Genomic DNA, 23,229 nt, shown 5'->3' on the forward strand with positions numbered 1-23,229 from the left:
GAACGCGCCGAGCGGCCCTCACCGATCTGACTGACGCAGCCTCTCGCCTGCAACAAAACTGTCATCAATCTTTCGTATAAGGAGTTCCAAGGAACTGCAACAGAAAGATCTGAGACGTGTTTGTGAGTGATTTCATCTCGTTTACCGCCACCCGCTCGGGAGCCTTGCAATGATCGCGCGGCGGGCATTGGCACTGGGTTTGGCGGCATTGCTGCTGGCGGGCGTTGGCGGTGGGGTCTGGTATTCGCGCACCGCGCTGGTGAGCAACCAGCAGGCGCAACTGACGCAGCAGCAGGCCGTTGTCGCACGTGGGTTGATTGGTTCGGAAAAAGAACCGTTCTTTCAGGATGAACGGGTGCGCGCGGTGCTGGCTCGCCATGGCGTGACGGTGAATGTTCAGAAGGCGGGCTCGCGCAGCATCGCCAACAGCTACGACGCCAAGCAGTTCGATTTCGGTTTTCCTTCGGGCGCACCGGCCGCCGCGCAGCTCAAGGCGGCTGCGAAGGCGTCGAATGTCTACACCCCTTTCTACACCCCCATCGTCTTGGCGAGCTGGAAGCCGATTGCCGAGATCTTGATGGCCAATGGCATCGTGAGCAAGCGGGACGATTTCTACTACGTGATCGATCTTCCGGCCTTGTTGCAACTGGCGGAGAAGGGCGCGCGCTGGCGCGATCTCAAGGATTCCGCTGCGTTCTCCACCGGCAAGGCTGTGCTGCCCGCCAGCACGGATGTGCGCAGTTCCAACAGTGCCGCCATGTATCTGGCACTTGCAAGCTATGTGCTCAACGGACAGCAGGTCGTGCAAAGCCAGAGCGATCTGGATCGCGTGCTGCCGCTCGTCGCGCCGCTGTTCCTGAGGCAGGGCTTTCAGGAGAGTTCGTCGGCCGGTCCGTTTGAAGACTATCTCGCGCTGGGCATGGGCAAAGCGCCGCTGCTGGTGGCTTACGAATCGCAGCTCGTGGAGTTCTGGCTCAAGCATCCACAGCGCAAGAACAGCGACATGGTGATGCTCTACCCGCAGCCCACGCTGTATTCCAAACATGTGCTCGTGCCATTCACGCCTGCGGGGGATCGCGTGGGGCAGTTGCTTGAATCCGACCCCGAGTTGCGCACGCTGGCGCAGGAATATGGCTTTCGCACTGGTGGCAATACGCATGGCCCTGAGCTGTGGGCCAAGCAGGGCGTGCGTGCGCCGGAGCAACTGGTCGATGTGATCGAGCCACCCAGTCAGGAGTGGCTGGAGCGAATGATCGTGAACATCGAGCAGCGGTTTTGACGACGATGTCTGCAAGCCGTTTCTCGCTTTATTGAAGGACTTATCTTGAATGCAAACACCTCCGAAGCCACGACGGACTTCATGCTCGAACCTCCTGCTCCCGTGCTTCCCGTCGCGGTCGAATCGGCGAGCGGCAAGGTGCGCCTGAAGCCCGAGGACGTGCAGCAGTTGGATTCGCAAGTTGCGCAGTTCATCGACGAGATCACCGATCACGACAGCCAGTCGCCGGAGTTCAAGAACGCGGTGGAGCGCATCCACGGCATGGGCAACAAGGAGGTGGAGGCTGCGGCGGCCGTTTCCAACCGCATGCTGGAGCGGCCCGTCAAAACGCTCAAGAACGGCTTGTTCGATCAGGGCAGCCAGATCGGGCAGAGCCTCATCGATCTGCGCAGGCAGGTGGAAGACCTTGATCCTTCCAGGCAAGGGGATCTGTTTGCGCCGCGCAAATTGCTGGGTTTGCTGCCCTTCGGCAACCGGCTGGCGGACTATTTCGACAAGTACCAGTCGAGCCAGAGCCATCTCAACGCGATCATCGACAGCCTCAAGCGGGGCAAGGACGAGTTGCTGCGCGACAACGCCGCCATCGAGCAGGAAAAGAGCAACCTGTGGACGTTGATGGAGCGGCTGGAAAAGTACATCTACATCGGCAAAAAGCTGGATGCGGCGCTGGAAGCCAAGGCCGCGCAACTCGATGCCACCGATCCGGAAAAGGCCCGCGTGGTGCGCGAGGACATGCTGTTCTACACGCGCCAGAAGGTCACCGATCTGCTCACGCAGATGGCGGTGAACGTGCAGGGCTATCTGGCGCTGGACTTGGTGCGCAAGAACAATCTGGAGCTCTCGAAGGGGGTGGACCGCGCCACGACGACCACGGTGTCCGCGCTGCGAACGGCGGTGATCGTGGCGCAGGCGCTGGCCAACCAGAAACTGGTGCTGGACCAGATCACCGCTTTGAACACCACGACCAGCAATTTGATCGCAGGCACCAGCGAACTGCTGCGCGAGCAAAGCGGCAAGATTCACGAGCAGGCGGCTGGCAGCACGGTCGAAATCGCCAAGCTGCAGCAAGCCTTCAACAACATCTACCAGACGATGGATGCGATGGCGGACTTCAAGGTCAAGGCGCTGGCCTCCATGCAGACCACGGTGGATACGCTGTCGCAGGAGGTGGAAAAGTCGCGCACCTACCTCGAAAGAACACGTCGCCAACAAGCGAACGAAGCCTTGCAGAATCAAGCCGGTGAGGTGCAGCTGTGAGCATCTGGCGGCGTCTTGCGGCGATTTTTGCGCTGGTGTTTTTCGGCATTGCTCTGTCTGCGTGCGATGACAGGAAGAACACGAGCCAAACCGCTTCTTCATCGACAACCAACGTGGCTGCGGTCGCGTCAAGCGATGTGTTCACCGTGCTGGCGGGGTCCGAGCTCAAGGATGTCGCGCCCGCTCTGGAGATGGCGGCGCAGTCGGCAGGCGTGAAGTTGGTTCTGAGCTATGCAGGCACGCTGGACATGGTCGAGCGCGTGAATGGCGGAGAGCAGTTCGATGCGGTGCTTCCGCCCAACGGGGCCTATCCCGCCTTGGCGCTGAACACCAAGCCACTTGCGCGCGACAAACTGTTTTATTCGCGCGTGGCGCTGGGCGTGAAAACGCCGGTGCTGCGCAAGCTGGGTTGGGACAAGAAGGCCCCCACCTGGGCGGAGATCGCCAAGGCGGCGGCCAGCGGCCAGTTGCGCTACGCGATGACCAACCCGGCCAGCTCCAACACCGGCATGAGCGCGCTGTTTGCCGTGGCCTCGGCCGTGGCGGGCAAGACAGAGGATCTGGACGTCAAGGAAGTCAACGCCAAAGTGCTCAAGGATTTTCTCTCGGGACAGAAACTCACCGCTGGCAGCTCGGGCTGGCTGGCAGAGGCGTTCGAGCGCGATCCGTCCACGGTCGACGCGTTGATCAACTACGAGGCCGTCATTCTGCGGCTGAACGAAAAGCTCCCTGCTGCCGACAAGCTGGAACTGGTCTACCCCAGCGACGGCGTGATTTCGGCGGATTACCCGCTCATGCTGCTCAATGCGGAAAAGCGCGCGCCGTATGACAAGCTGGTCACGCAGTTCAAGGCTGCGGCGTTTCAGGGGCAACCGCTGCGTCAGGCTTACCTGCGGCCTTCCAATCCCGAGGCGCAGGCCAACACCGCTTTGCCGACCGCGCCCGTCGTGGAACTGAGTTTTCCCAACCGGCTGGAAGTGATCGATGCCGTGCTCTCGGCCTACCAAAGCGAGCTGCGCCGACCGGCGACCAGCATTTTCGTGCTCGACGTGAGCGGCTCCATGCAGGGCGCGCGCATGGCGCAGATGCAGGAGGCGCTGAAGATTCTTTCGGGTGCGGAGGCGTCCGCTGCAAGCCAGCGCTATGCCGCGTTTCAAGCGCGCGAGCGGGTGATTCTGCTGACCTTCTCGGATTCGGTCAGCTCGCCCACCACAGTGCAGTTTGCGGACAAGCTGCAGCCCAGCCGCTCGCAGGTGCTGCGCTACGCGGACGATCTTCGCGCGAACGGCGGCACCGCCATCTACGATGCGCTGACGCAGGCCGAGCAACTGGCGCAGCAGGAGATGCGCTCCCACCCCGATCGCTTTGTGAGCATCGTGCTGCTGACCGATGGCATCAACAACTCGGGCAGGGACTTTGCCGCGTTCGACAAGGCACAACGCGCGGCGCGCGCGCAGGGCAGCGCGCCGGTGCGGATTTTCCCCATCATCTTCGGCGAGGCCAAATCGAGCGAAATGGAGTCGCTGGCGCAATTGACCGGCGGGCGCGCGTTCGATGCGCGCAAGACGGCGCTGCCGCTGGTGTTCAAGGAAATTCGGGGTTATCAGTGACCGGCGGCCCATCTGATCGGTGCGTGCGATGAGCCTGCTGCGTCGCCTGCAACTTTTCTTCTACGGCAATGGCAACCTGATCGGGCTGGCGCTGGCCTTGCTGGGGCCGGTGCTGCTGTTTGCCCGAGTCATCGGCGTGGGCTGGGGCTGGATCACGGCGGGGCTTTACTGCGCCGGCCTTTTGCTGGGATGGGCGCTGACTTCGAAGCGCCCACCGTTCGAGTCGGCCATGCAGCAGCATTGGAGTGCAGAAGACATCGGCGAGCGGATCAATGCGCTGGTGCAGCAGGCGCGCCCGCTGCTGTCACCGGACATGCAGCAGCATCTCGATGGCGTGCGCAATGCCGTGCATGAAGTGCTACCAGCGCTCGCAAACCCGGGCCCTGGCTTCAACGAAAGCCTGTTCACGGTGCGTGAGACGGTGCTCAACTATCTGCCGACCACCTTGTCGCACTACGCCGCGCTGCCGCCGCTGTTTCGCGTCTCGCAGCCGGTGCAGGACGGCAAGACGCCCAAACAGCTGCTGACCGAGCAACTGGCACTGCTGGACTCACAGATGCAGCAGGTGGTGCGCAATATCGCGGCGAGCGACGCCCAAGCCTTGCTGGCCAACGGTCATTTCCTGAAGCAGAAGTTCGATCGGCCGGATTTTCTGAAGGCTTGAACCGGCCGAAGGTGCCGCTCAGTTCGTGCGCTGGCCCACCTGAATCATCTTCATGGCCGAGGTGATCAGCGCGGACACTTCGGTCATGTTGCTGGGCACGACCAAGGTGGTGGTGGCGTCGGAGGCCACCTTGCCGTAGGCATCTACGGCGCGTTCGGCGACCTTGAGCTGCACGGCCTGTTCGCCGCCGGGGTGCTGAATCGCAAGCGCCACGCGTTCGATGGCCTGGGCGGTGGCGTCGGCCACGGCGGTGATGGCGGCGGCTTCGCCCTGCGCCTTGTTGATGGCGGCCTGCTTTTCACCTTCGGAGCGGGCGATGAAGGCTTCGCGTTCGCCGGTGGCGATGTTGATCTGTTCCTGACGGCGACCTTCGGAGGCGGCGATCAGCGCGCGCTTTTCGCGCTCGGCGGTGATCTGGGCCTGCATGGAGCGCAGGATTTCTGCGGGCGGTGTCAGGTCCTTGATTTCGTAGCGCAGCACCTTCACGCCCCAGTTGAGCGCGGCTTCGTCGATGGCCGAGACGACCTGCGCATTGATCATGTCGCGCTCTTCGAAGGTCTTGTCGAGTTCCAGCTTGCCGATCACGCTGCGCAGCGAGGTCTGGGCGAGCTGGGTGACGGCGGTGATGTAGTTGCTGGAGCCGTAGCTTGCGCGCATCGGGTCAGTGACCTGGAAGTAGAGGATGCCGTCCACCTGCAGTTGTGTGTTGTCGCGCGTGATGCAGACCTGGCTGGGCACGTCGAGCGGGATTTCCTTCAGGCTGTGCTTGTAGGCGACCTTGTCCACGAAGGGAATGATGAACTTGAGGCCCGGCGCGAGCGTGCCCGCGTATTTGCCCAGACGCTCGATCACCCAGGCGTGCTGCTGGGGGACGATCTTGACGGACAGAAAAATGTAGATCGCGACGATGACGGCGATGATGATGGCGAGTTCCATGAGCGGTGTCCTCCCGTGGATGGATGAAAACTGGGGCTAGCGTAGCAGGTCGGCCAGAAATGCCGAAAATGCCGATTCGGGCTGGGTGCTTCAGGCCGGATCGACCAGCAGGCGGTTGCCGACCAGCTCTGCCACGCGGTGGTTGCCGGTGGCCGGGGTGATGCCGGGGCGGTGGATGGCGGTCCAGTTCGCGCCGCGGTACTTGACCTGGGCGGTGCCGTCGCTTTGCCAGGCGTCGATGAATACCAACTCGCCGACGTCGAGATTGACGCTGCGGTCGGAACGCGGTGAGGGGTCGCCCGGGCGGCTGCGCTTGAAGAGGTAGCAGCCCAGCACGGCGATGGCGCCGACGATGGCGGCGGTCAGGATCTGGGCGGTTTCACCGAAGCCGAGCAGGGCGGCAAGCCCGCCTGCGGCCAAGCCCAGCGCGATCATCAACAGATAGAAGGAGCCCAGCAGCAGTTCGGCGGCCACGGTCAGGCCGGTCAGAATCCACCAGATGGTCGTGTTGTCCAGAGACATGGTTGGCACTCCTTTCCTGTCGGTTAACTGAGACATTTAACCGACCCATTTTGGGCGAAATACCGCCCGGTTTGAAGAATGGTCACGCATATTCCTTACACTGCGCGCCTGTTTCGTTTTTTTCGCCCCCTTGCTTGCTGGAGTTAGCGCATGAAATTCCGCTTTCCTATTGTCATCATCGACGAGGACTACCGTTCCGAGAATACTTCCGGTCTGGGAATCCGCGCGCTGGCGCACGCCATTGAAGAAGAGGGCTTTGAAGTCCTGGGCGTGACCAGCTATGGTGACCTCACGCAGTTCGCGCAGCAGCAAAGCCGCGCCAGTGCGTTCATTCTGTCGATCGACGACGAGGAATTCACCTCCGACATGGGGATCGACCCCATCGTGCTGAGCCTGCGCAGCTTCATCACCGAAGTGCGTCGCAAGAACACCGAAGTGCCGATCTACGTGCACGGCGAGACCAAGACGGCCCGCCATCTGCCCAACGACATCCTGCGCGAGCTGCACGGCTTCATCCACATGTTCGAGGACACGCCCGAGTTCGTGGCGCGTCACATCGTGCGCGAGGCCAAGACCTATCTGGAAGGCGTGCAACCGCCATTCTTCAAGGCGCTGCTCGATTACGCGGAAAACGGCTCGTACTCCTGGCACTGCCCCGGTCACGGCGGTGGTGTGGCGTTCCTGAAGAGCCCGGTCGGCCAGATGTACCACCAGTTCTATGGTGAAAACATGCTGCGCGCCGATGTCTGCAACGCCGTGGAAGAACTCGGCCAACTGCTGGACCACAACGGCGCGATTGGCGACAGCGAGCGCAATGCCGCGCGCATCTTCAATGCCGATCACTGCTTCTTCGTGACCAACGGCACGTCCACATCCAACAAGATGGTGTGGCACCACACGGTCGCCCCGGGCGACGTGGTGGTGGTGGACCGCAACTGCCACAAGTCGATCCTGCACTCGATCATCATGACCGGCGCGATTCCGGTGTTCCTGAAGCCGACGCGCAATCACTTCGGCATCATCGGCCCGATCCCGCAAAGCGAGTTCGAGCACAGCGCGATTCAGGCCAAGATCAAGGCCAACCCACTTCTCAAGGGTGTCGATCCCAAGACCGTGAAGCCGCGCATCCTGACGATCACGCAATCGACCTACGACGGCGTGCTCTACAACACCGAGACCATCAAGAACATGCTCGATGGTTACGTGGACAACCTGCACTTCGACGAAGCCTGGTTGCCGCACGCCGCCTTCCACCCGTTCTATGGCAGCTACCACGCCATGGGCAAGAAGCGTGCGCGTCCAAAGCACTCGGTGGTGTATGCAACGCAGTCCATCCACAAGCTGCTGGCAGGCATCAGTCAGGCCAGCCATGTGCTGGTGCAGGACTCGCAGACCGTGCCTCTGGACCGTCCGCTGTTCAACGAGTCGTACCTGATGCACACGTCGACTTCGCCGCAGTACAGCATCATCGCCAGCTGCGACGTGGCCGCTGCGATGATGGAGCCACCGGGCGGCACCGCGTTGGTGGAAGAGTCGCTGCTGGAAGCGCTCGATTTCCGCCGCGCCATGCGCAAGGTGGAAGCCGAGTTCGGCAAGGGCGACTGGTGGTTCAAGGTCTGGGGTCCGGACAAGCTCGCCGACGAAGGCGTGGGCACGGCGCAGGACTGGATCTTCCGCAACCGCGGCAAGAACGGCAATGACACCAAGTGGCACGGCTTCGGTCCGCTGTCGGACGGCTTCAACATGCTGGACCCGATCAAGTCCACCATCGTCACGCCGGGCCTGAATCTGGACGGCAAGTTCGACAAGACCGGCATTCCCGCGTCCATCGTCACCAAGTACCTCGCCGAGCATGGCGTGGTGGTGGAGAAGACGGGTCTGTACTCGTTCTTCATCATGTTCACCATCGGCATCACCAAGGGCCGCTGGAACACGCTGCTGGCTGCGTTGCAGCAGTTCAAGGACGACTACGAGAAGAACCAGCCGATGTGGCGCATCCTTCCCGAGTTCTGCCAGCAGCACAAGCGTTACGAGCGCATGGGCCTGAAGGACCTGTGCCAGCACGTACACCAGCTCTACGCCAAGTACGACATCGCGCGCCTGACGACCGAGATGTACCTGTCGGACCTGACGCCTGCGATGAAGCCAAGCGACGCGTTCGCGCACATCGCCCAGCGCCGCACCGAGCGCGTGCCGATCGACGATCTGGAAGGCCGCATCACCACCAGCCTGATCACGCCTTACCCACCGGGCATTCCGCTGTTGATTCCGGGCGAAGTCTTCAACAAGAAGATCGTGGACTACCTCAAGTTCTCGCGCGAGTTCTCGGCGCTGAGCCCGGGCTTTGAAACCGATATCCACGGTCTCGTCGAGATCGAGGATGTGGACGGCAACGTGAGCTACTACGCGGACTGCGTGGCCGAGGCTGATGCGCCCAAGCCTGCTGCAAAAAAGCCTTCCGCAAAGGCTTCCACCAAGGCTCCGGCCAAGAAGGCTGCAGCCAAGACCACGGCTGCGCCCGCCAAGAAGACGGTCGCTGCGAAGAGCGCGACCAAGGCCAACGCAAAGCCAAAGACGAAGTCCAACGTCGAGCCCAATGCCAAAAAGGGCGAGCGTCTGGTGCAAGTCGGCGACGACGGCCCTTACGGCCGCAACGTGTGAGCCTGAACGGCTGAGGCCGCAAGCTCAACTCAGCAAAACAAAGCGCCAACCGGTTCCGCCGTTTGGCGCTTTTTTTACATGGGCAACGGAGGTGAAGCATGATCGACATAGCAGCAACCAACGCAGACGAATTGCACGTCCTGCAAGCAGCGCTCGGCCATGTTCGCAAGCTGGCCTTGCTGGGCCCCGAAGGCACATGGACACATCAGGCCGCTCTGGAACTGTGGCCCGGCACTTCAGTGCGATGCCTGTTCATGCCGGTGGCGGAGATGCTTGCAGCCCTTGAGCAGCGCGCGGTGGATGCCGTGCTGCTGCCTGCGCGCACCACCATCGTGGGTGACACGCCCTACATGCCTGTGCTGCAGGAGCTGTTGACGCGGGACGGCATCGAACCACTCGCAAGCTATGCGCGCATGCTCGGCTACTGTCTGCTGGCGAAATCTGCAATGCCCTTGCAGGACGTGCAACGGGTCCTCGCGCATCCGGTCGCGTTGGCCGAGGCGGCACCGTGGCTCGACCTGCGTTTGCCCAACGCGCTGCGTGTCGAATGCCAGAGCGCTGGGGAAGCCGCGCAGTTGGTGGCTCAGTCCTTGGATGGCTCGTCGGCAAGCCTCGGCCCCGCGTTGGCGGGTGAACTGCATGGCTTGGTCCCGCTGGTCACGGGCATCGAGGAAGGCCGCCACAACGTGACCGAATGGTGGGTGGTGGGGCGCACGGCTGCTGACGCTCACTGACCCTCAATGCGCACCCGCCAGAAGCGCGCAAAACGCGGCTTGCCGCTGGGGTGCAGGCCGTTGTAGCGGTAGGTGACGACGCTGCCGATGGGCGGAGGATTGCGCCGCTGCTCGTCGCTCAAGCCCGAGCCGAGCTGGAACTGCAGGCCATCCTTCGTCTGCACGCGCAAGGCACTCGTCATGCCGACGTATTTCCCCTTGCCTGGCAGATGGGCGATGACGGTGGCTTCGGCGTCTTCAAAGCGTTTCAGCTTGAGCAGATCGTCGCTGCGCCCGCTTTGATATGGCCCTTCTTCACGGCGCAGCATCAGTCCTTCGGCACCGTCGCGTGTGATGCGGTTCAGCGACTCGATCAGATCTGCATGCGTGGTGGCACGCCATTGCGGGACGATTTGCAGATGCTGGTCTGCCCCGGATGACAGTGTGCTTTTCAGTTGCGCCATGCGCTGGCTGAACGGGCCTTGCGCGGCAGGGCTGTCGAACACCATGTAGCGCAGCTTCTGCCATTGCGCGTCCGACGGCGTGAGCTGCGCGACGGTCGATTGCGCCGTATCGAACTGCGCGCGCCCGGCCCAGAGTTCACCGTCCATGGCGATGTGCGGCCAGCCCTTGGTGAACCAGTCTGGCGCTGCAATCGGCAGCCCCTGCCTGCTGTACAGCCGCTGGCCGTCCCACAGCGCACGCACGCCGTCGTATTTCTCGCTGACCCAGTAGTGCTCCAGCGCCACGCCTTCGCGGTAGTTGTTGGCGAGCGCGGGTTCGAATGGAACCTCGGCTTGCGCAGTCGAGAACCATCCGGTCAGCGCAAGCAGACAGAGCGAAACGAGTGCAAGGAGCGCAAACGGGCGAAGTCGCGTTGAAAGAAGATGCAGCATGGCAAGCGGCCTGTGTGGTGGGCGGGAGGGAAATTCTTGCCCTCACCACGCCAGCGCCGCTTGATGTGGCTGAACTCAAGCGGTCTTGACCGCGTCTCCAGAGGAAAGCGCCTTGGCTTCCTCCGCGCTGTAGCCCAATTGCGTGAGGATTTCCAGACTGTGCTCTCCCAGCTTGGGTGGCGACAGGCGCACCTCCAGATGCCTGCCGTCCAGCGTCAGCGGCAGCAGCACGGTCTTGGTCTGGCGACCGTCGGGCAGTTCCATGGGCGCGAGTGCGCCGCTTTCGTTGAGGTGCTTGTCTTCCAGTAGATCATGCGGCATGGCAATCGGCGCAAAGGGCAGACCGTTCTTCTCGAACACCTCGGCGATATGGGCCGAGGTGTACGTCGCCATCTTCTCGCGCAACATCGGCATCAGCCATTCGCGCGCCAGCACGCGGGCATTGTTGCTGGCAAGGCGCGGGTCGTCGCGCAGCGCGTTGTCCAAGCCAAACGCATCGCAGAACACACGCCACGCGCCGTCGCTCACCACGGCCAGGAAGATCTGCTCGCCGTCCTTCACCTGGAACACGTCGTAGATCGCCCAGGCCGAAATGCGCGCAGGCATGGGCGCGGCAGGTTTGCCGGTCACGGCGTACTGCATCATGTGCTGGGCGATCAGAAACACGTTGTTCTCGAACAGCGCGCTCTGCACCTCCTGCCCCTTGCCGGTCTTCTCGCGCTGGGCGAGGGCGGCCATCGCACCCATCGCGCCGAACATGCCGCCCATGATGTCGTTCACACTCGTGCCCGCACGCAGCGGATCGCCGGGGCGGCCCGTCATGTAGGCCAAGCCGCCCATCATCTGCACGACTTCATCCAACGCCGTACGATGCTCGTAAGGGCCGGGCAGAAAGCCCTTGTGGCTCACGTAGATCAGGCGCGGAAACTGCTCTTTCAGGCTTTCGTAATCGAGCCCGAGTTTCTTCATCGTGCCCGGTTTGAAGTTCTCGCACACCACATCGGCCGTGGCGATGAGCTTGAGCGCGGCTTCCTTGCCCTCGGGTGTCTGCAGGTCGAGCGTGACGCTTTTCTTGTTGCGGTTGAAAAGCGGAAAAAATCCCGCGCCCGAACCCAGCAGCTTGCGCGTCGCATCACCATCGCGGCCATGGCCCACGGGCTCGACCTTGATGACCTCGGCCCCCAGATCGGCCAGCATCAGCCCGCAGCTCGGCCCCATCACCATGTGGACGAATTCGACGACGCGGATGCCGCAATAGGGCAGGTTGGCGGGAGCGGTGGTTTGTTGTTCTGTCATGGCAGCAATCTCAGTTGTTTTGCTTGTAGTCGTGTGGCTCAAAGCCCTTGGGCAGCCCGGCCAGCGGCGTCATGCCATAGAGCGCTTCACCGGGCAAACCCACGTTCAGCGGCTCGCGCGCGGCGATCAGGCGTTGCAGGTCCACACCCGTGCGGATGCCCATGGATTCGAACATGAAAACCAAGTCTTCCGTGACCACATTGCCCGACGCGCCAGGTGCGTAAGGGCAGCCGCCAAGACCGGCGAGCGATGCATCAAACGTGCGCGTTCCCACTTCATACGCCGCAAGGCAATTGGCAAGCCCCAGCCCGCGCGTGTTGTGCATGTGCGCAGCGCCCGCCTTGTCGCCCAGCTCGGCGATCAGGCGCGTGAACAGGTGCTTGACCTGCGCGGGATTCGCCATGCCGGTCGTGTCCGACAGCCCGCATTCGTCCACACCGGCTTCCACGCATGCGACGGCGAGCGCGATCACGTCATCGTCAGCCACCAAGCCTTGCAGCGTGCAGCCGAATGCGGTGGAGATGCCTGCCTCGATATGCACGCTTGGCGCGATCTCGTTGCGCAGCGCGACGATGTCGAGCACTTCCTCGACCATCTCTTCGGGCGTCTTGCGCACATTGGCCAGCGAGTGCGCGCGGCTCGCGGAAATCGGCATGGTGATCTTGTGCACGCCCGCCTCCATGGCCGCCTGCGCGCCGCGCAGATTGGGCACCAGCGCCATCACGGTCACGCCCCTGTGCTGGATCGCATGGCGCACGACCTCGGCCGTGTCCGCCATCTGCGGCAGCAGCTTGGGTGAGACAAAGGAGCCGACCTCGATCTCCTGCAGGCCGGCGGCGACCAGCGCGTCGATCCACGCCAGTTTGTCGGCGGTCGCCATCTTGCGTTTGATGGACTGAAGCCCGTCGCGCGGGCCAACTTCGCTGATGAGCACGTCGTATCGGTGGGGTGTCTGCATGGGGCTTGGTGTTTTGTTGATCGTTCTATAAGATAGAACTAGGTACTGTCTTATAAGATATTGCTGCCCCGCCAACCGATGTGTCAAGCGAAATGACCGGAGACCCCCCACCATGCCGCGCAAATCCGTGACCGAATCCGTAGCCGATGAAAACGCCGCGCCCGGCGGCGTGGCGGCGGTGGACCGCGCTTTGAGCCTGCTCGCCGCCTTCCGCGATGGCGACGACGGCCTGGGGCTGGCCGAACTGGCGGAACGCACGCGCATGTACAAAAGCACGGTCTCGCGCCTGCTCGCGTCGCTGGAACATGCGGGCTGGGTGATCCGCCTCGACTCCGGCCGCTACGCCGTCGGCCCCGCCGTGGCGCGGCTGCATGCGGTCTACGCGCAAAACTTTTCGTTGGATCGGGTCGTCATGCCCGTGCTCCGCGCTCTGGTCGAAGCCACGGGCGAAAGCGCCGCTTACCACGTGCGACAGGGCAGGGATCGCCTGTGTCTGTATCGCGTCGATTCACCTCACCCCGTGCGCGACCATGCGCGCGTGGGCGATCTGCTGCCGCTGGGCAAAGGCGCAGGCGGCCGCGTGCTGGTGGCCTTCGACCCCGAACTCGCCGAATGGGAACGCAAGGACCGAGTCCACTACGCCAAGGTTCGTGCCGACGGCTTCGAGGCCCTGATCGGCGACCGCAACAGCGAGATTGCAGGCATTTCCGTGCCGGTGTTTCGCAAATGCGGGGAGTTGGCTGCGGCGCTTACGCTGACCATGCCGGTGCATCGGTATGACGCGCGGTATGTGAAGAATGTGCTGGGCGCGGCGCGGGAGTTGGGTGGGGCGTTGCCGTAGGGGCCTGCAGTGGGGTGATCAAGCGGCGAATTCACTGCATCCCATGACGGGAGTCTGCGAAGTCGGAAAGTTGTGAGAGGTTCCCTTTGGTCGCAACTGGATTTTTGGCGTTCACACCTGCGTCTCTCGTTTCCCTGCGTAAGATGCCGCCATGAATTCTTCCTCGGCTCCCTCGGCTTCCCCCAATTCCTTCGACAAACTCGCTCTTTCCCCCGCAGCGCTCGCCAATCTGCAGCGCCTCGGCTATGTGGAAATGACGGCCATTCAGGTCGAGAGTCTCCCTCCCGCGTTGGAGGGCAAGGATGTGATTGCGCAGGCCAAGACCGGCAGCGGCAAGACGGCGGCGTTTGCCCTGGCCTTGCTCGCCAAGATGGATGCGCGTGATTTTTCCGTTCAAGCATTGGTGCTGTGCCCCACGCGCGAGTTGGCCGATCAGGTGACTACCGAGATTCGCCGTTTGGCGCGCGCGGAAGACAACGTCAAGGTGGTGACGCTCGCGGGCGGCGTGCCGTTGCGTGGTCAGACCACCAGCCTGGAGCGCGGTGCCCATGTGGTGGTGGGCACGCCCGGTCGCGTGATCGACCATCTGGAGCGCGGCAATCTGAACCTGGATGCGTTGACCACCTTGGTCCTCGACGAAGCGGATCGCATGCTCGACATGGGTTTTGTGGACGACATCTCCAAGGTAGCGAAATTTTGCCCCGCGCAGCGCCAGACCTTGCTGTTTTCGGCGACCTATCCGGATGAAATCGCCAAGCTGGCGGCGCGCTTCATGCGCAATCCGGTCACCGTGAAGGTGGCTGCGCAGCACAGCAATGACCAGATCGAGCAGCGTTGGTACGAGGTGAGCGCAGATCAGCGCTTGCCTTCGGTGGCACGTCTGCTGGAGCATTTCCGTCCCGAAAGCAGCTTGGCTTTCTGCAACACCAAAGCGCGTTGCCGTGCGCTGGCCGAGCTGTTGCAAGCGCAGGGCTACAGCGCGCTGGAGCTGCACGGCGATCTGGAGCAGCGCGATCGTGATCAGGTGCTGGTGCGTTTCGTCAATGGCAGTTGCTCCGTGCTGGTGGCGACCGATGTGGCCGCGCGCGGGTTGGATGTGACGAATCTGGCCGCCGTCATCAACGTGGATGTCACGCCCGATCCCGAAGTGCACGTGCACCGCATCGGCCGCACGGGCCGCGCGGGTCAGAGCGGTCTGGCGCTGAGCCTGGCGACGATGGACGAAATGGGTTCGGTCGGGCGAATCGAGCAACTGCAGGGCAGCGCGTCGGTCTGGTATCCACTGTCCGAACTCACGCCCACTGCGGGCGAGCATCTGATGCCAACCAAGGCGACCGTGCACATTCAGGCCAGCCGCAAGGACAAGATTCGCCCCGGCGACGTGCTGGGCGCGCTGACGGCGGACCTGGGCTACACCCGCGAACAGATCGGCAAGATCGACATCAACGACTTTGCGACGTATGTGGCAGTGGACCGCAACATCGCGCGCGATGTGGTGGCCGGCTTGAACAACGGGCGAATCAAAGGTCGCACGGTCAAGGCGCGGTTGTTGAAGGATTGAATCCGCGCGCGAATTGGATGTGAAAACGCCCGTATTTCGCGGTGTTGCTGTTCACTTGACAACCCGAATCGTTTGATCGGATGGCGAGCGGGGAGGGTTGTCACAACACGGGGGCACTGTCGCCTCCGTCGTTGTTTGGGCAGCAGTAACCAAAGCCACGCTCGACAATCCAGCGCTTGGACATGACGCGCGTGGGCGATTTGCCGCCCTTAGGCAAGGGCGCAGGCAGCCGCGTGCTGGTGGCTTTTAACCCCGAACTCACCGAATGGGAACGCAAAGGCCGAGTCCACTGCGCCAAGGTCCGCGCCGACGACTTCGAAGCCCTGATCGGCGATCGCAACAGCGAAATCGCAGGTATCTCTGTGCCGGTGTTTCGGAAAGGCGGGGAATTGGCCGCGACGCTTATGCTAACTGTCAGGTCCCGGATGATTGCGCACGTTCTTTTCAAACAATTTTGGATGTGACGCCTGCCATCGCTTGAGGGCCTGAACGGGCGTTTCATGCCGCAGAGCTTTCTGTGGAATCTGCTGGTTGTACAGCCACACAAAGCGATGAAGCGTCTTCTCTAGATCCTCTGCACTGTTGAAGTGATGCGTGCGCAGCACTTGGCTGAGCCTTCCGTTGAAGCGCTCCACCATTCCGTTGGTACGTGGCGTTCTGGGCCGTGTGAGTCGGTGCTCTATACCGAGTTCCTTGCACAGTAAATCAAACTCGTGATCACCGCTTGGTTGCTTCTCGTGCTTGCCAAACAGACGATCCGAGAACTCTTTGCCGTTATCTGTGAGGATCGTGCGAATCTTGAAGCAAGCAGCTTTCTTCAGGGTCGCCAAAAACGCGTGCGCAGCCGCTGCCGTCTTGTATTGCTTGATCTGGATGAACACCCAACGCGTAGCTCGGTCAATGGCAACAAAGACATATCGGCGCTTGTTCTCATCCTGCATCTGGGGCAGGTACTTCACATCAATGTGCACATAGCCCGGCTCATAGGCTTTGAACGGTTTGCTTTCGTGCTCGGCTCGAACGGCCGTGGGTAAGCGCGAATGTCCTCGGCGACGCAGCAATCGATCCAGCGCCGAGCGGCTCATCGCAGGTTCAATGAATTCGTGAACGACTGCCAGCAAATCATCCAGAGGCAGCAGCAGTTGAGATCGCAGATAGATCACCAGCTCTTCCTGCGCTGCGTTGAGCGTTGTCTGCAGGTGATGAGCGGTATGGCTTTCATCCTGCACGCTTGTGCGATGGCGCCACTTGCGCACCGTACCAAGTCCAATGCCATATTGCTGCGCAAGCTCGTGGTCGGACGCACTCGATTGCTGCAGCGCCAGGCGAATCGCTGGCGTGGTGGTTGCGTTCTTGTGCAATGAGATCAGCATGGCGTCTCTCCTGTCTCGATGCGCCATGTTGCCACAACCGCTTTGAGTACCTCTCGGCTGAACAGTAGCGGACGCTTGGTTTTTACGATCCAATCATCCGGGACCTGACAGCTAACCATGCCGGTGCATCGATATGACGTGCGGTATGCGAAGAATGTGTTGGGGGCGGCAAGGGAGTTGAGGGAGATTTGTCGTAGGATGACAAGTTGGAAAGGGAAAACTTTTCGACTTTTGAAAATCAGGAATTTTTTTCCAAACTCTTGGTGGGATGATACGGGTTAGCCGTTGAGTATTAATAGATCACATACTTGTCAGGTCCCGGATGATTGCGCACGTTCTTTTCAAACAATTTTGGATGTGACGCCTGCCATCGCTTGAGGGCCTGAACGGGCGTTTCATGCCGCAGAGCTTTCTGTGGAATCTGCTGGTTGTACAGCCACACAAAGCGATGAAGCGTCTTCTCTAGATCCTCTGCACTGTTGAAGTGATGCGTGCGCAGCACTTGGCTGAGCCTTCCGTTGAAGCGCTCCACCATTCCGTTGGTACGTGGCGTTCTGGGCCGTGTGAGTCGGTGCTCTATACCGAGTTCCTTGCACAGTAAATCAAACTCGTGATCACCGCTTGGTTGCTTCTCGTGCTTGCCAAACAGACGATCCGAGAACTCTTTGCCGTTATCTGTGAGGATCGTGCGAATCTTGAAGCAAGCAGCTTTCTTCAGGGTCGCCAAAAACGCGTGCGCAGCCGCTGCCGTCTTGTATTGCTTGATCTGGATGAACACCCAACGCGTAGCTCGGTCAATGGCAACAAAGACATATCGGCGCTTGTTCTCATCCTGCATCTGGGGCAGGTACTTCACATCAATGTGCACATAGCCCGGCTCATAGGCTTTGAACGGTTTGCTTTCGTGCTCGGCTCGAACGGCCGTGGGTAAGCGCGAATGTCCTCGGCGACGCAGCAATCGATCCAGCGCCGAGCGGCTCATCGCAGGTTCAATGAATTCGTGAACGACTGCCAGCAAATCATCCAGAGGCAGCAGCAGTTGAGATCGCAGATAGATCACCAGCTCTTCCTGCGCTGCGTTGAGCGTTGTCTGCAGGTGATGAGCGGTATGGCTTTCATCCTGCACGCTTGTGCGATGGCGCCACTTGCGCACCGTACCAAGTCCAATGCCATATTGCTGCGCAAGCTCGTGGTCGGACGCACTCGATTGCTGCAGCGCCAGGCGAATCGCTGGCGTGGTGGTTGCGTTCTTGTGCAATGAGATCAGCATGGCGTCTCTCCTGTCTCGATGCGCCATGTTGCCACAACCGCTTTGAGTACCTCTCGGCTGAACAGTAGCGGACGCTTGGTTTTTACGATCCAATCATCCGGGACCTGACACATACTAAGTGTATGTGCGTCTGTGTATTTTAATTGATTTTATCTTATAATTTTTGATAGAGGGAATATGGCGCTAAGTGCTAATACGTTAATTCACTTCACCAAAGAGAAAAATAGTTTGATGGGAATATTGGAAGAGAATTTTAGAATCTTCAATTGTGGTGAGTTAATAATGCTCGGGGGGGTGGAGCATGGTATTCGGGTTCCTATGGTGAGTTTTTGCGATATTCCATTGTCAGAGGTTAAGGATCACATATCTAAATATGGTAATTATGGTATCGGCATGACAAAGGAATGGGGTGTGCGGAAGGCGTTGAATCCGGTTTTGTATGTTGCGCAAAATTCAATGTTGTCTGCAAGCTATGCTCAGGCGTTTAAACACTATGCGCTAGACTCTGATAAGGATGTCGATGAGTGGACGGACGAACAAAAGGCTATAGGTGATGTACTTCGATATATGAAAAATTATGAAGGACCCTTGGAGAGAAAGGGGGTTAGGATTGATCGCTATAGATTCTCGGATGAGCGAGAGTGGAGGTTCGTTCCACCATACTCCAGCCTGCGTGACATGCTTGTTGGTGAGTCATATTATCAAGAACATAAGGATGCGGTCGATGGTTCACTTTTAAATATGCGTCTGGAATTTGATCCGAATGATATAAAGTACATCATCATTAATGATGACTCGGAAATAGGGGATTTTGTTGATCATCTTCGCCGGGTAAAGGGGCGAAGCTATTCGCTGCATGATGTTGAAAGACTAACAACTCGTATATTTACGACTGATCAAATTAAGTCGGATATCTGAGTTTTGCGTTAAGTATTGAATCGCATTTTTTTAGGCATCGGTTCCATCTTGATAACCTTTGAAAAGTAAAAAGCCCGCAATTTTGCGGGCTTTTTGACGAGTCAATAAGCAATCAAACCTGATCAGCCGACAACCCAGCAGTCTGGCTGAACCCGCCATCCACATAAGTGATCTCGGCAGTCACGCCACTCGCCAGATCCGACAGCAGGAACGCGGCGACATTGCCCACGTCTTCGATCGTCACATTGCGGCGCAGAGGGGCTGCATCGGCTACGCGGCCGAGGAGCTTGCCGAAGTCTTTGATGCCGGAGGCGGCGAGGGTCTTGATCGGGCCGGCGGAGATGCCGTTGGCGCGGATCGAGCGGCCGTCGGCGGTGCGGCCCACGGCTTCGGCCAGGTAGCGCACGGAGGCTTCGAGCGATGCCTTGGCCAGACCCATGGTGTTGTAGTTGGGGATGGAGCGCAGCGCGCCCAGGTACGACAGGGTCAGCAGCGCGGACTTGTCGTTCAGGTACGGCAGGGCGGCCTTGGCCATGGCGGGGTAGCTGTAGGCGCTGATGTCATGCGCAATGCGGAAGTTCTCGCGGGTCAGGCCGTCGAGGAAGTTGCCTGCGATGGCTTCGCGCGGCGCAAAGCCGATGGAGTGCACAAAGCCGTCGAACTTGCCCCAGACAGCGCCCAGGTCGGCAAACATCTTTTCGATCTGCGCGTCGTCGCCCACGTCGCAGTCGAACACCAGCTTGGAGTCGAAGTCGGCGGCAAACTCGGTGATGCGGTCCTTGAAGCGCTCGCCCACGTAGCTGAATGCCAGTTCGGCACCTTGTTCATGGCAGGCCTTGGCGATGCCGTAGGCGATGGAGCGGTTGGACAGCACGCCCGTGATGAGCAGCTTCTTGCCAGCGAGGAAACCCATTGTGTTGTTCTCCTGAAAAAATGAATCGAGAGGATCGAATGACGGTGGGCGGTGGTCGGTTTGCGTGGACTGGCCGCCCGTCTAGTGCAGAATTGTCGCATGCGGTTAATCAAGAGCTTCGGATTGGTGGGCTTGGGCCTGTTGTCGTGCGTGCCTGCATGGGCGGCGCATGCCTATGCCATGTGGGGCGAACCGGCGCTCCCGGCAGGGTTCGATCACTTCCAGTATGTGAATGTGAATGCCCCCAAGGGCGGCGAGATCAGGCTGGTGAGCAATCTGCGGATTTCCACCTTCGACAAGTACAACCCCTTCACGATTCGCGGCAATGCGCCTGCGTATCTGAGCAGCATGCTGTTCGATTCGCTGCTCACTGGCCCGCTTGACGAGACGGGCGTGGGCTACGGGCTGCTGGCCGAGGACGTGCAGGTGGCCGCCGATGGACTCTCGGCCACCTTCCGCATCAACGCCAAGGCGCGCTTTCACAACGGCAAGCCGGTGCAGGCGCAGGATGTGAAGTTCACCTACGACACGCTGGTGGGGCCGTTTGTCTCGCCGGGCTACAAGACGCTGCTGATCGATGTGGCGGGGGTGGATGTGCTGGACGACCGCACGGTACGCTTTCGCTTCAAGAGCCCGAACCGCGAGCTGCCGCTGACGGTGGGTGGTCTGCCAATCTTCAGCCGCGATTGGGGCGTGGAGGACGGCAAGGCCAAGCCCTTCGATCAGGTGGTGATGGACATCCCCATCGGCAGCGGTGCCTACAAGATCGGGCCGGTCAACTTCGGCAAGGACATCACCTATGTGCGCGACCCGAACTACTGGGCGCGTGACCTGAATGTGCGCAAGGGCTCGGGCAATTTCGACCGCGTGCTGGTGAAAATCTACAAGGACAACACGGCGCGGCTCGAAGCGCTGAAGGCGGGCGAGTTCGACCTGATGCGCTTTTTCAGCGCTGGCGACTGGGCGCGGCGGGTGAATGGCAAGAAGTTCGATTCGGGCGAACTGGTGAAGGGCGAATTTCAGAACAAGCTGCCCTCGGGTTTTCAGAGCTTTGTGCTCAACACGCGCAAGCCACTTTTACAGGACCGCCGCGTGCGCGAGGCGCTGGGACTGGCCTTCGACTACGAATGGATGAATCGCCAGTTGTTCTACGGCTCCTACACGCGCGTGAAGGGGTTGTTCGGCAACACCATGTGCGAGACGACGGGCAAGCCTTCGCCGCAGGAACTGGCCTTGCTGGAGCCGTGGCGCAAGGATTTGCCCGATGCCGTGTTTGGCGAGATGTACACGCCGCCCACGACCGACCGCGACAAGAGCCTGCGCGACAACCTGCGCCATGCGCAGGCGCTGCTCAAGGAAGCCGGTTGGGAAGTGCGCGATGGCGTGCTGCGCAACGCACAGGGCGAGCCCATGGTGCTGGAATATCTGGACAGCAGCGAAACCGGCATCAAGACCTTTTCGTCGTGGCTGCGCAATCTGCAGAAGCTCGGCGTCACGCTCAAGTTCCGCGCGGTCGATTTCGCGCTCTACCAACAGCGGCTGCAGAAGTTCGATTTCGACATCACGACCATCGCCTATCAGGGCACGACCAATCCGGGGCAGGAGTTCTTCGACATGTTCGGCAGCGCTGCCGCCGATCAGGAGGATTCGGGCAACTTTCCCGGTGTGAAGAACCCGGCTGTGGATGCGATGCTCAAGGCCATGGTGAGCGCCAAGACCAAGGAGCAGATGCTGCCCGCCTGCCACGCGCTGGAACGCATCATCGTGAACGAGCACTATCTGATCCCGCAGTATTTCTCGGGCGTGCACCGCATGGTCTACAACGCTTGGCGGCTGGAGCGCCCGCAGGTTGCGCCGCCCTATGTGAGCGGCGAACCCTGGGTGATAGACAACTGGTGGGCACGCATGCCGCCGCTGACCAAAGACACGGCCCCAGCACCCGCGCCCGTACCTAAGAAGCAGCCCTGAACGGATTTTCTGCCCTATGTTTGCCTACATCCTCAAACGCTTTCTGCTCATGATTCCCACGCTGCTGGGCGTGCTGCTGCTGACCTTTGTGGTGATCCAGTTCGTGCCCGGTGGCCCGGTCGAGCAATACATGGCCGAGGCCAAGGCAGGCGTCGCGGGCATGGGCGGCGGCGGTGGTGCGAGCGAAGGAGGAGGGCTTTCGTACCGCGGCGCGCAGGGCGTGGACAAGCAGCGGCTGGAGCAGATCAAAAAGCTCTACGGCTTCGACAAGCCTGCGCACGAACGCTTCTTCCAGATGCTCGGCCAGTTTGCGCGTTTCGATCTGGGGCGCAGCTTTTTTCAGAACAAGGACGTGTGGACGCTGGTGAAGGAAAAACTGCCGGTGTCCATCAGCCTGGGCCTGTGGACTTTTTTCATCAGCTACTTGGTCGCCGTGCCGCTGGGCGTGGCAAAGGCGGTACGCGCGGGTTCGCGCTTTGACTTCGTGACCACGCTGATCATTCTGGTCGGTTACGCGATTCCGGGTTTTGTGCTGGGTGTGGCGCTCTTGGTGATCTTCGGCGGGCAACTGCAATGGTTTCCGCTGCGCGGCCTCACATCGCCCAACGGGGATGAACTCAGCATGATGGGCAAGGTCACCGATTACCTGTGGCACATCACCTTGCCGATCACCGCAATGGTGGCGGGTAGCTTTGCGGTGACGGCCATGCTCACCAAGAACGCGTTTCTCGAAGAAATCCGCAAGCAATACGTGCTCACCGCGCGCGCCAAGGGCCTGAGCGAAAAGCAGGTGCTGTGGAAGCATGTGTTCCGCAACGCGCTGATTCCCATCATCACGGGCTTTCCGGTGGCGTTCATCGGCGCGTTCTTTGCGGGATCGCTGCTGATCGAGACGCTGTTCTCGCTCGACGGACTGGGCCTTCTGAGCTACGAAAGCGTGATCCGCCGCGACTATCCGGTCGTGCTCGGCACGCTGTATCTGTTCACGCTGATCGGTCTGGTCACCAAGCTGATCAGCGACCTTTGCTACGTGTGGGTCGATCCGCGCGTGAAGTTCGATTGAGCGCCGGTCCGGCTTTGTCTGCGATCTCTGATTCTCCACAGCAGCACGGCGATCAACACCAGGTTGAGCGTCAGCACCGCCACGCCTTGCCAATGCGGTGCCAGCATGATGTGCCGCACTTCGAGCGGAACATAGATGCCGCTCGAAAGCGCGCCCAGCCACTCGCCCCAGAGCTTGTCGTGCCACAGGCCCCAGGCTTCTATCCAGCGCATGGCGATGTACGCGCAACCCAGCAGCACGATGGTGTGCGCGGGCGTGCCGATGAGCTTGTCCACCGCGTTGACGAGCAATTCCGGGTAATGCGAATGGGGCGACATGCCGAAGTGGCCGATCAGTTCGATCACGAAGCGGTGCAGATCGTGGTGCAGCAGGCTGAGCAGTCCCAGAAGGCCGAGCAGCGCGGCCAGACCTTTGAGGGCTTCGAACAGGGCAACCGCCTTGACCGCTTTGCGGAGATTGGATTCTGGTGATGTCACAGCACAGATATGTGGGGAGCTCGATGGTGGAGTTTGTGCTCGATTGCGGCCGGT

The 23,229-nt window shown here is 60.7% G+C and carries 21 protein-coding genes; 12 read left to right on the forward strand and 9 right to left on the reverse strand.

The features are described from left to right. Positions 1-169: 169 nt before the first annotated feature. Genes G7048_RS22745 through G7048_RS22760 form a run of 4 tightly spaced genes read left to right on the forward strand, consistent with a single transcriptional unit; the run spans position 170 to position 4,810 of the window. A complete protein-coding gene (locus G7048_RS22745) occupies positions 170-1,279 on the forward strand; it encodes a hypothetical protein (RefSeq protein WP_166070315.1) in 1,110 nt (369 codons plus the stop codon). A gap of 45 nt (positions 1,280-1,324) precedes the next feature. Beyond that, positions 1,325-2,536, forward strand: a complete 1,212-nt coding sequence (locus G7048_RS22750) for a toxic anion resistance protein (protein ID WP_240933083.1) — start codon at positions 1,325-1,327, stop codon at positions 2,534-2,536. Further along, complete coding sequence (locus G7048_RS22755; protein ID WP_240933084.1) at positions 2,533-4,146, forward strand: substrate-binding domain-containing protein; 1,614 nt, start codon at positions 2,533-2,535, stop codon at positions 4,144-4,146. The genes G7048_RS22750 and G7048_RS22755 overlap by 4 nt, the downstream gene beginning before the upstream one ends. 28 nt (positions 4,147-4,174) lie before the next feature. Continuing rightward, entirely contained in the window at positions 4,175-4,810 is a 636-nt protein-coding gene (locus G7048_RS22760) for a hypothetical protein (protein WP_240933085.1), read from the forward strand. An 18-nt stretch (positions 4,811-4,828) separates the two neighbouring features. On the opposite strand, the gene G7048_RS22765 is transcribed toward G7048_RS22760, so the two are convergent. Together G7048_RS22765 and G7048_RS22770 are read right to left on the reverse strand one after the other, a co-directional pair. After that, positions 4,829-5,746, reverse strand: coding sequence for an SPFH domain-containing protein (locus G7048_RS22765; protein WP_166070316.1), 918 nt, complete (start codon positions 5,744-5,746; stop codon positions 4,829-4,831). Between the two features lie 90 nt (positions 5,747-5,836). Next, the gene (locus G7048_RS22770; RefSeq protein ID WP_166071138.1) at positions 5,837-6,268 is read right to left on the reverse strand and encodes an NfeD family protein; all 432 of its coding nucleotides are present in this window, start codon (positions 6,266-6,268) and stop codon (positions 5,837-5,839) included. Between the two features lie 150 nt (positions 6,269-6,418). On the opposite strand from G7048_RS22770, the gene G7048_RS22775 reads away from it, so the two are divergent. Both G7048_RS22775 and G7048_RS22780 read left to right on the forward strand, forming a co-directional pair. Next, positions 6,419-8,929, forward strand: a complete 2,511-nt coding sequence (locus G7048_RS22775; protein ID WP_166070317.1) for an arginine/lysine/ornithine decarboxylase — start codon at positions 6,419-6,421, stop codon at positions 8,927-8,929. A gap of 98 nt (positions 8,930-9,027) precedes the next feature. Then, positions 9,028-9,663 carry a prephenate dehydratase domain-containing protein gene (locus G7048_RS22780; RefSeq protein ID WP_166070318.1) on the forward strand — a complete coding sequence of 212 codons (636 nt, stop codon included), beginning with the start codon at positions 9,028-9,030 and terminating at the stop codon, positions 9,661-9,663. Here G7048_RS22780 and G7048_RS22785 read toward each other — a convergent pair. From G7048_RS22785 to G7048_RS22795, 3 genes are all read right to left on the reverse strand, one after another. Next, positions 9,657-10,538 (reverse strand): DNA ligase, encoded by an 882-nt coding sequence (locus tag G7048_RS22785; RefSeq protein WP_166070319.1) that lies wholly within the window; start codon positions 10,536-10,538, stop codon positions 9,657-9,659. The genes G7048_RS22780 and G7048_RS22785 overlap by 7 nt on opposite strands. A 75-nt stretch (positions 10,539-10,613) precedes the next feature. Then, positions 10,614-11,834, reverse strand: coding sequence for a CaiB/BaiF CoA-transferase family protein (locus tag G7048_RS22790; RefSeq protein WP_166070320.1), 1,221 nt, complete (start codon positions 11,832-11,834; stop codon positions 10,614-10,616). Between the two features lie 10 nt (positions 11,835-11,844). Further along, positions 11,845-12,792, reverse strand: a complete 948-nt coding sequence (locus G7048_RS22795) for a hydroxymethylglutaryl-CoA lyase (protein WP_166070321.1) — start codon at positions 12,790-12,792, stop codon at positions 11,845-11,847. Positions 12,793-12,904: 112 nt separating this feature from the next. Here G7048_RS22795 and G7048_RS22800 point away from each other — a divergent pair, with 112 nt between their 5' ends. From G7048_RS22800 to G7048_RS22810, 3 genes are all read left to right on the forward strand, one after another. After that, positions 12,905-13,633 (forward strand): IclR family transcriptional regulator, encoded by a 729-nt coding sequence (locus G7048_RS22800; protein ID WP_166070322.1) that lies wholly within the window; start codon positions 12,905-12,907, stop codon positions 13,631-13,633. 151 nt (positions 13,634-13,784) lie between these two features. Then, positions 13,785-15,194 (forward strand): ATP-dependent RNA helicase DbpA, encoded by a 1,410-nt coding sequence (gene dbpA / locus G7048_RS22805; RefSeq protein WP_166070323.1) that lies wholly within the window; start codon positions 13,785-13,787, stop codon positions 15,192-15,194. A gap of 176 nt (positions 15,195-15,370) precedes the next feature. After that, positions 15,371-15,658 (forward strand): hypothetical protein, encoded by a 288-nt coding sequence (locus G7048_RS22810; RefSeq protein WP_205750307.1) that lies wholly within the window; start codon positions 15,371-15,373, stop codon positions 15,656-15,658. On the opposite strand, the gene G7048_RS22815 is transcribed toward G7048_RS22810, so the two are convergent. Then, on the reverse strand, positions 15,602-16,567 hold the full coding sequence (locus tag G7048_RS22815; protein ID WP_166070324.1) for an IS481 family transposase: 966 nt from the start codon (positions 16,565-16,567) through the stop codon (positions 15,602-15,604). The two genes, G7048_RS22810 and G7048_RS22815, sit on opposite strands and share 57 nt — an antisense overlap. A gap of 292 nt (positions 16,568-16,859) precedes the next feature. Further along, the gene (locus G7048_RS22820) at positions 16,860-17,837 is read right to left on the reverse strand and encodes an IS481 family transposase (RefSeq protein WP_166070325.1); all 978 of its coding nucleotides are present in this window, start codon (positions 17,835-17,837) and stop codon (positions 16,860-16,862) included. 177 nt (positions 17,838-18,014) lie between these two features. Here G7048_RS22820 and G7048_RS22825 point away from each other — a divergent pair, with 177 nt between their 5' ends. Then, complete coding sequence (locus G7048_RS22825) at positions 18,015-18,755, forward strand: abortive infection system antitoxin AbiGi family protein (protein WP_166070326.1); 741 nt, start codon at positions 18,015-18,017, stop codon at positions 18,753-18,755. A gap of 112 nt (positions 18,756-18,867) precedes the next feature. Here the strand turns inward: G7048_RS22825 and fabI are convergent, their stop codons facing one another. Beyond that, positions 18,868-19,668, reverse strand: coding sequence for an enoyl-ACP reductase FabI (gene fabI, locus G7048_RS22830; protein ID WP_166070327.1), 801 nt, complete (start codon positions 19,666-19,668; stop codon positions 18,868-18,870). Between the two features lie 99 nt (positions 19,669-19,767). Here fabI and G7048_RS22835 point away from each other — a divergent pair, with 99 nt between their 5' ends. Continuing rightward, complete coding sequence (locus tag G7048_RS22835; protein WP_166070328.1) at positions 19,768-21,636, forward strand: extracellular solute-binding protein; 1,869 nt, start codon at positions 19,768-19,770, stop codon at positions 21,634-21,636. Between the two features lie 16 nt (positions 21,637-21,652). Further along, on the forward strand, positions 21,653-22,699 hold the full coding sequence (locus G7048_RS22840; protein WP_166070329.1) for a microcin C ABC transporter permease YejB: 1,047 nt from the start codon (positions 21,653-21,655) through the stop codon (positions 22,697-22,699). On the opposite strand, the gene G7048_RS22845 is transcribed toward G7048_RS22840, so the two are convergent. Beyond that, complete coding sequence (locus G7048_RS22845; RefSeq protein ID WP_240933086.1) at positions 22,663-23,175, reverse strand: DUF2127 domain-containing protein; 513 nt, start codon at positions 23,173-23,175, stop codon at positions 22,663-22,665. The two genes, G7048_RS22840 and G7048_RS22845, sit on opposite strands and share 37 nt — an antisense overlap. Positions 23,176-23,229: the final 54 nt, after the last annotated feature.

The organism is Diaphorobacter sp. HDW4B, from assembly GCF_011305535.1.
Classification (GTDB): domain Bacteria; phylum Pseudomonadota; class Gammaproteobacteria; order Burkholderiales; family Burkholderiaceae_C; genus Diaphorobacter_A.